At 72.9% G+C, this 7,977-nt stretch carries 6 protein-coding genes; 2 read left to right on the top strand and 4 right to left on the bottom strand.

The features are described from left to right. Window positions 1-47 precede the first annotated feature (47 nt). Complete coding sequence (gene glgX, locus C1I97_RS25970; protein WP_111005595.1) at window positions 48-2,267, top strand: glycogen debranching protein GlgX; 2,220 nt, start codon at window positions 48-50, stop codon at window positions 2,265-2,267. Here glgX and C1I97_RS25965 read toward each other — a convergent pair. From C1I97_RS25965 to C1I97_RS25950, 4 genes are read right to left on the bottom strand one after another with little or no spacing between them, the layout of a single operon-like run. After that, a complete protein-coding gene (locus tag C1I97_RS25965; protein WP_111005594.1) occupies window positions 2,252-2,905 on the bottom strand; it encodes a response regulator in 654 nt (217 codons plus the stop codon). The two genes, glgX and C1I97_RS25965, sit on opposite strands and share 16 nt — an antisense overlap. Next, window positions 2,895-4,148: a sensor histidine kinase gene (locus C1I97_RS25960; RefSeq protein ID WP_111005593.1), complete on the bottom strand. Its 1,254-nt coding sequence runs from the start codon at window positions 4,146-4,148 to the stop codon at window positions 2,895-2,897. The genes C1I97_RS25965 and C1I97_RS25960 overlap by 11 nt, the downstream gene beginning before the upstream one ends. 38 nt (window positions 4,149-4,186) lie before the next feature. Next, window positions 4,187-4,936: an ABC transporter permease gene (locus C1I97_RS25955; RefSeq protein ID WP_111005592.1), complete on the bottom strand. Its 750-nt coding sequence runs from the start codon at window positions 4,934-4,936 to the stop codon at window positions 4,187-4,189. Further along, complete coding sequence (locus tag C1I97_RS25950; RefSeq protein ID WP_111005591.1) at window positions 4,933-5,835, bottom strand: ABC transporter ATP-binding protein; 903 nt, start codon at window positions 5,833-5,835, stop codon at window positions 4,933-4,935. Before C1I97_RS25950 ends, C1I97_RS25955 begins: the two co-directional genes overlap by 4 nt. 217 nt (window positions 5,836-6,052) lie before the next feature. On the opposite strand from C1I97_RS25950, the gene C1I97_RS25945 reads away from it, so the two are divergent. Then, a complete protein-coding gene (locus C1I97_RS25945) occupies window positions 6,053-7,918 on the top strand; it encodes an ABC transporter ATP-binding protein (protein WP_441349151.1) in 1,866 nt (621 codons plus the stop codon). Window positions 7,919-7,977 lie beyond the last annotated feature (59 nt).

Below are 7,977 nucleotides of genomic sequence, written 5' to 3'. Positions count from 1 at the left end.
CCACCGAGGACGGGCGGGCCGTCCGGGAGGACCGCCCGTCCGCCGCCGTGAACGGCGCCCGCCGCACCGCGCCGCCGCCCGGCGTGCCCGTGTGGCCGGGCGCGCCGGCACCGCTGGGCGCCCGCTTCCGGGTCGGCCCGGACGGGGCGGCGGGCACCAACTTCGCGCTGTGGGCGGGCGGGGCGGAGGCGGTGGAGCTGTGCCTGTTCGACGAGTCGGGCAGGGAGACCCGCGCCCGGCTCACCGAGCTGACGCACGAGATCTGGCACGGCTTCGTCCCGGGCGTCATGCCGGGGCAGCGGTACGGCTACCGGGTGCACGGCCGCTGGGACCCGTGGACCGGCGCCCGCTGGAACCCGGCCAAGCTGCTGCTCGACCCGTACGCGCGCGCGGTGGACGGTGCCAAAGGAAATGATTACAGCCGGCTGCCCCCTCAGGTGTACGGGCACGTCCGGGACTGGCCCGACCAGTCGGTGGCGGACACCGTGCGCGACGAGCGGGACTCGGCGCCGTACGTGCCCAAGGGCGTCGTCGTCCACGATGACGACGACTGGTCCGACGACCGCCGTCCCAAGACGCCGTGGGCCGACTCGGTGATCTACGAGCTGCACGTGCGCGGCTTCACCCGGCGGCACCCCGGGGTCCCGGAGGAACTGCGGGGCACCTACGCCGGACTGGCCCACCCGGCGGCGGTCGAGCACCTGGTGAGGCTGGGCGTGACGGCGGTGGAGCTGCTGCCGGTGCACCAGTTCGCGCACGAGGACCACCTGCTGCGCCGCGGCCTGCGCAACTACTGGGGCTACAACTCCATCGGCTACTTCGCCCCGCACGCGGCCTACGCCGCCTCCGGCACCACGGGGCAGCAGGTGGGCGAGTTCAAGCGGATGGTGCGCGCGCTGCACGCGGCCGGCATCGAGGTGATCCTCGACGTGGTCTACAACCACACGGCGGAGGCGAACGAGTACGGCCCCACGCTGTCCCTGAAGGGCATCGACAACCACCGCTACTACCGCCCCCAGCCGGACCCGCGCCGGTACGCCGACTACACCGGCTGCGGCAACACCCTGCACGTGGTCCAGCCGCACGTGCTGCGCCTGATCACCGACTCGCTGCGCTACTGGGTGACCGAGATGGGCGTGGACGGCTTCCGCTTCGACCTGGCGGCGGCGCTGGCCCGCTCCATGCACGACGTGGACATGCTCTCCCCGTTCCTCGCGGTCATCGCCCAGGACCCGGTGCTGCGCCGGGTCAAGCTGATCGCCGAGCCGTGGGACGTCGGCTCGGGCGGCTACCAGGTGGGCGCCTTCCCCCCGCTGTGGACGGAGTGGAACGACCGCTACCGCGACGCCGTACGGGACTTCTGGCGGCACGCCCTGCCCGACGTGCGGGAGATGGGCTACCGGCTGTCCGGCTCCAGCGACCTGTACGCCTGGAACGGCCGCCGCCCCTACGCCTCCGTCAACTTCGTCACCGCGCACGACGGTTTCACCCTCAGGGACCTGGTGTCGTACGACCGCAAGCACAACGAGGCCAACGGCGAGGGCAACCGGGACGGCACCGACGACAACCGCTCCTGGAACTGCGGGGCGGAGGGCGAGACCGGCGACGAGCCGATCCGCGCGCTGCGGCGCCGGCAGCTGCGGAACCTGATGACCACGCTGCTGCTGTCGACGGGCGTGCCGATGCTGGTCGCCGGCGACGAGATGGGCCGCACCCAGCGCGGCAACAACAACGCCTACTGCCAGGACAACGAGATCGGCTGGCTGGACTGGACCCTGCTGGAGGACCCCGGCTGGCGGGAGCTGTGCGCGCTCACCTCCCGCCTGATCGCCCTGCGCCACCGGCACCCCGTGCTGCGCCGCCGCGCGTTCTTCTCCGGGCGCGCGCACTCGGCGGACGGGCTGCGGGACCTGGCCTGGTTCACCGCGCGCGGCACGGAGATGACGGAAGGAGACTGGTACGCCCCCGCCGCCACCCTGGGCATGTACCTCTCCGGCCGGGACATCCCGGGCCGCGACGAGCGCGGCGCCCCGGTCGTCGACGACAGCTTCCTGGCCGTACTGCACGCCGGGGACCACCCGGTGAGCTTCGTCCTGCCGGGGCCGCCGTGGGCGGAGCGCTACGAGGTGATCGTGGACACCTCACGGGAGGAACAGGCGGACGCGCCGGCCGTGTCGCACACCTCGGGTGCGGCGGTCACGGTGCCCGCCAGGTCCGTCCTGCTGCTCAGGGTCGCGGACCGGTGGACCGGTCAACCGGTGGACTGACCGAGGATCCCCCGGTCGTACGCCACCGCGACCGCCGCCGCGCGGTCCTTGACGCCGAGCTTGGCGTACAGGTGGGTGAGGTGGGTCTTCACGGTGGCCTCGCTGATGAACAACTCGCGGGCGATCTCCCGGTTGGAGGTGCCCTTGGCGACCAGGGCGAGGACCTCGCGCTCGCGGGCGGAGAGGGGCTCGTTGCCGGGGGCCGGGGCGCGGACCGCGGAGACCAGCCGGGAGGCCACGGCCGGGGAGAGGACCGTACGGCCCTGGGCGGCGGCCCGGACGGCGGTGAACAGCTCGTCGCGCGGGGCGTCCTTGAGCAGGTAGCCGGTCGCGCCCGCCTCGATCGCGGGCAGGGTGTCGGAGTCGGTGTCGTACGTCGTCAGCACCAGCACCTTGGCGCGGGTGCCGCGGTGGGTCAGTTCCCGGATGGCGTCCACGCCGGAGCCGCCCGGCATGCGCAGATCCATGAGGATCACGTCCGGGTCGAGGGCGGCGGCCTTCTCGACCGCCTCGACGCCGTTCGACGCCTCGCCGAGCACCGTGAACCCGGGCGCGGACTCGAACATGCCGCGCAGGCCGTCCCGTACGACGGGGTGGTCGTCGACCATCAGCAGGGAGATCACGGCGTCATCGGTCATGGCGCACCAACGGTACGCGAGCCGAGACGGCCGTGCCGTGCCCCGGTTCGGACTCGACCGTGAGGGAGCCGGCGATGCGTTCGGCGCGGGCGCGCATGCCGTCCAGGCCGAAGCCGCCGGCGCGGGTGCGCTCGGGCACGGTGAGCGGGTCGAAGCCGCGGCCGTCGTCGCGGATGTCGAGGGAGACCTCGTCGCCCATGAAGGACAGGGTGACGCCGACGCGGGAGGCGCGGGCGTGCCGCTCGGCGTTGGCCAGGGCCTCCTGGGTGATGCGCAGCAGGGTGGCCGCGACCTCCTCGTGCAACTGCTCGGCGGTGCCGGTGACGGTGAAGTCGGCCCGTGAGCCGGTGCGTTCACCCCAGTCCGCGACCGTCTTCTTCAGCGCCTCGGGCAGACCGTTGCCGTCGAGGGCCGCCGGGGAGAGGTTGTGCACGGAGCGGCGGGCCTCGCCCAGGCTGTGCCGGGCCAGGTCGATCGCGCGGCCGACGTGCTCGTGGGCCACCGCCTCGTCCGGGGCGTTCGCCACGACCTGGAGCTGGGCGATGATGCCGGTCAGGCCCTGGGCGAGGGTGTCGTGGATCTCGGCGGCCAGGCGCCGGCGCTCGTCGGCGACCCCGGCCTCGCGGGCCTGGACGAGGAGCTGGGCGTGCAGGGCGGCGTTCTCGTCGAGGGCCTGCTGCAACGCCGTGTTGGTGCGCTCCAGTTCGGCGATGGTCTCGGCCTGGGTACGGGCCCGGGCGTCCTCCAGGTCGGCGAGGTGGGCGAACAACGCCACCAGCATGATGTTCACCGCGAGGATCGCCCCGAAGAAGGCCCAGCCCATACCACCGCGCGGGGGCAGCCCGCCCGCCTGGGAGCCTGCGAGGGTCACGGCGGTGGCGAACAGACCGGCCTTACGCAGCCGCTGCGGCAGCAGCCGATCGGCGCTGAAGTAGCCGATGCCCGCGTAGAAGGAGAACAGGGGATTCAGCCAGGCCAGGGTGAAGGCGAGCGCCCAGCGCAGGACGTAGTAACCCGTACTCACCGAGGACGGGCCGGGGCGGCTGCGCGAGGCCCGTCTCCACCACACCTCCAGGGCGTACGCCGTGCCGACCAGGCCGGCGGCCGCGTACCGCTCACCGCTGGTCATGCCGACCGCATCGGCTGCCACCGAGGCGATCACGGTTCCGACGGTCAGCAGCCCGGCCGCCCCCCAGCGGTGGAACATCGCCCACCGCTGTTCCACCACCCCCGTCTCGCTCATCCCCTCAGTGTCGGACACAGAGCCGGGCACGCTGCACCTCACTCCCAGCGGAACCAGCGGCAGGCCGCCGCGGTGAGCAGCACCGTCCACGCGACCAGCACGCCCAGGTGGGACCAGCCCGGCCAGTGGCCCGCCGTCGCCTGGTTCAGGGCCTGGGCGGCGGCGCCGAACGGGGTGCAGCCGACGATCCGGGCGAGCATGTCGGGCATGGCCTGCACCGGCAGCCACACACCCGCGCAGAACATCATCGGGAAGAGCGCCGCGGACCCGATCGCGCCCGCGATCTTCGTGGTGCGCGACAGCGCGGAGATCACCGCCCCCAGGGCGAGCGCCACCAGGACGGCCGGCAGCAGGGCGACGGCGTATCCGAACGGCTGCTCGGGCAGGGTCACGTCGAAGACGAGCCGCCCGACGGCGAGCGCGAGCAGTGCCGAGACCAGGGCCGCTCCCCCGTACAGCGCCATCTGCGCGGACAGCAGGGCGGCGGGCCGGACCGGCGTGGCGGACATCCGGCGCAGGATGCCGCGCTCGCGGTAGCCGGTGAGGGTCTGCGGCATGCCCTGCAGCCCTCCCATGAGCAGCCCGATCAGCACCGTGACCGGCACGTAGGCGTCGATGGGCCTCAGGCCCCCGAGGGAGTGGTCGGGCTGCCGGAAGGACGGGATGGAGCCGAGGATCACCAGCAGCAGGGTGGGGAACAGCAGGATCCAGAAGATGCCGCCGGGCTCACGGCCGAAGAGCCGGATCTCGGTGCGCAGTACGGCCCGGTGCACAAGGGTGTTGCTCATACGGCGACCTCCGTCAGGTCCAGGAAGGCGTCGTCGAGCGTGGCGTCGGTGACGCGGAGTTGGTGGGCGGTGACGCGGTGGCGGGCGAGCAGGGTGATGACGGCGTTGACGGTCTCGTCGGTACCGGAGAGCGTGGTCCGGCCCTCCTCGTGGGCGAGGGACGCCAGCTCGGGCAGCGCGTTCAGGTCACCCTCGTCCAGCGGCGCGGACGGGGTGAAGCTGACGACGGTGGCACCGGCCGAGCGCCGGATCAGGCTGTCCGGGGTGTCCAGGGCGGCGACCCGCCCCTGGTCGATGACGGCGATCCGGTCGCACAGCCGCTGGGCCTCTTCCATGAAGTGCGTGACGAGCAGGACGGTGACCCCGCCGGCCCGGATGTCCTCGATGAGCTGCCAGGTGTCACGGCGGGCGCGCGGGTCGAGTCCGGTGGTCAGCTCGTCCAGGACGACCACGCGGGGGTTGCCGATGAGGGCGAGCGCGATGAACAGCCGCTGCTTCTGGCCGCCGGAGAGCTTGGCGAACCGGGTGGTGAGCTTCTCCGTCAGGCCGAGGCGTTCGGCCAACGGCCGCCAGTCGGCCGGGGTCGGGTAGAAGGAGGCGTACAGCTGAAGCGCCTCGCGCACGGTGAGCTTGGCCTGCAGCTCGCTCTGCTGGAGCTGGGCGCCCAGCACGCGGGCGACCCGCTCGTGGTCGGCGACCGGGTCGAGGCCGGTGACGCGGACGCGGCCCGCGTCGGGGACGCGCAGGCCCTCGACGCACTCGACGGTGGTGGTCTTGCCGGCGCCGTTCGGGCCGAGGATGCCGAAGACCTCGCCCTCCTCGACCGCGAAGGAGACGCCGTCGACGGCGGCCCGGCCGCCGTAGGACTTGCGCAGGTCGCTCACTTCGATGATGGACATGGCTCAAGGTTCGCGGTGGGAAGGGCCCGCGCACATCGCCCGTCGCGCTCGGGGAAACATCAGCCGATCGGTTGATGCCGCGGTCATACCCCGCAGGTCGGGCGGGTGTTCGTACGGCCGTACGCGCAGGTCGTAGGACCAGCGGCGGAGTGCGATCCGGCCGAACCGCCGAAAACTCTGTGGGCGATGTCAGTGGCGGTCCGTAGGCTCGCCCATGATGCCCAGTACACCTGTCTTCGCCGAGGATCCCGCCGACCGCGCCGGCCCGACCGGCCGTTCGGCCGTGCGTACACTGCTGCGCCTGTGGCCGTACGTACGGCCGGTGCGGGTGCGGCTGTCCACCGCCGCGTTCGTCGCGATCGTCGCCTCCTGCGTGGGGCTGGTGATCCCGCTCGTCCTGAAGTGGATGGTGGACGGGCCGGTCGCCGACCGGGACCCGCGCGGCGTGTGGCTCGGGGCGCTGTACCTGCTGCTGCTCGGAGTGGCGGAGGCCCTGCTGTTCGGGCTGCGGCGGTGGCTGGTGGCCCGGCCGCTGTCGCACGTGGAGGCGGAGATGCGGGCGGGCCTCTACGGACATCTGCAGCGGCTGCCGGTGGCCTTCCACGACCGGTGGGCGTCGGGCCAGCTGCTCTCCCGGGGCACGACCGACTTGATGCTGCTGCGTCAGTTCCTCGCCTTTCCGCTGACGTTCCTGCTGGTCAACGGTGTGACGATCGTGGTCGGTGTGGTCATCATGCTGATGCAGGACTGGACGCTGGGGCTGGTGATGCTCACGCCGGCCGTGCCGCTGGTCGCCCTGAGCGCGGCCTTCGAGAAGCGGTACGCGCACGTGGCGCGGCTGGCGCAGGACCAGGTCGGGGACCTGACGACGGTGGTCGAGGAGAGCGTGCTCGGCATCCGCGTCATCAAGGGGTTCGGCCGGCACCGCAGCCAGGCGCGGGCGTTCCGCGAGCTGTCCCGGACCCTGCGGGGCACCGAGCTGCGCAAGGCCCGCCTGCTGGCCACCATCTGGGCGGTCATCATGGCCCTGCCGGAGGTGGCCATCGGGGCGGCGCTGGTGGTGGGGGCGGTCCAGGTCGCGGACGGCTCGCTGTCGACGGGCACGCTGGTGGCCTTCCTGTCCACGGCGCTGGCGCTGCGCTGGCCGGTGGAGTCGATCGGCTTCCTGCTGGCGATGAGCCAGGAGGCGGCGACGGCGACGGCACGGTACTTCGAGGTGCTGGACGCGGAGCCCGAGGACCCGCCGGCTTCCGGTGAGCGTGAACCGGTGCCGGGAGGTGGGGTGCGCGGCCCGGCGGTACGGGGTGCCGCCCGCAGGCTTTCGGACGGGCTGCGGTTCCACGGCGTCCGTTTCCGCTACCCTGACGCCCCGCCCGGCTCCCCGCCCCTGCTCGACCGTATCGACCTGCACATCCGCCCCGGCGAGTCCATGGCCCTGGTCGGCGCGACGGGAAGCGGCAAGACGACCCTCACGGCGCTCATCCCCCGCCTCCACGAGGTGACCGAGGGCCGCATCACCCTCGACGGGCAGGACATCACCGAGTTGTCCCGCGAGGAACTGCGCTCGATGGTCGCCGTCGCCTTCGAGGAACCCACCCTCTTCTCCGCGAGCGTCGGCGACAACGTTCTCATGGGCGCCGGCGCCACCGCCGGCGCCGCCGAACTGAACCGCGCGCTCTCCATCGCACAGGCCGACTTCGCGCACGCCCTCCCCCAGGGCACGGACACACAGGTCGGCGAGCAGGGCCTCAGCCTCTCCGGCGGCCAGCGGCAGCGCCTCGCACTGGCCCGTGCCGTCGTGGGACGGCCCCGGTTCCTGGTCCTGGACGACCCGCTGTCCGCCCTGGACGTGCACACCGAGGCCGCCGTGGAGGCCGCCCTGCGCCAGGTCCTCGCCGACACCACCGCCCTGATCGTGGCCCACCGTCCCTCCACGGTCCTGCTGGCCGACCGCGTCGCCCTGCTGTCGGGCGGCCGGATCGCCGCCGTGGGCACGCACCACGAACTGCTGCGCACCAACGCCGAGTACGCCCACCTGATGGCAGGAGGGCGCTCGCCCGAAGAGGAGGACGAGGAGCGATGACGGCCCCCACGACGTCCGTCCCCATCCCCGCGGACGAGGAGGACCCATCCCGCCCCGAG

The sequence above is a fragment of the Streptomyces sp. NTH33 genome (genome assembly GCF_003236365.1).
Taxonomy (GTDB): Bacteria; Actinomycetota; Actinomycetes; order Streptomycetales; family Streptomycetaceae; genus Streptomyces.
Note: the sequence above shows the minus strand (reverse complement) of the source record. Positions and strands in the feature narration are given on the sequence as shown.

Coding starts and splice junctions, on each gene's coding strand:
- C1I97_RS25965 (WP_111005594.1), bottom strand. CDS start 2,905: ATGACCGATGACGCCGTGATCTCCCTGCTGATGGTCGACGACCACCCC.
- C1I97_RS25960 (WP_111005593.1), bottom strand. CDS start 4,148: ATGAGCGAGACGGGGGTGGTGGAACAGCGGTGGGCGATGTTCCACCGC.
- C1I97_RS25955 (WP_111005592.1), bottom strand. CDS start 4,936: ATGAGCAACACCCTTGTGCACCGGGCCGTACTGCGCACCGAGATCCGG.
- C1I97_RS25950 (WP_111005591.1), bottom strand. CDS start 5,835: ATGTCCATCATCGAAGTGAGCGACCTGCGCAAGTCCTACGGCGGCCGG.
- C1I97_RS25945 (WP_441349151.1), top strand. CDS start 6,053: ATGCCCAGTACACCTGTCTTCGCCGAGGATCCCGCCGACCGCGCCGGC.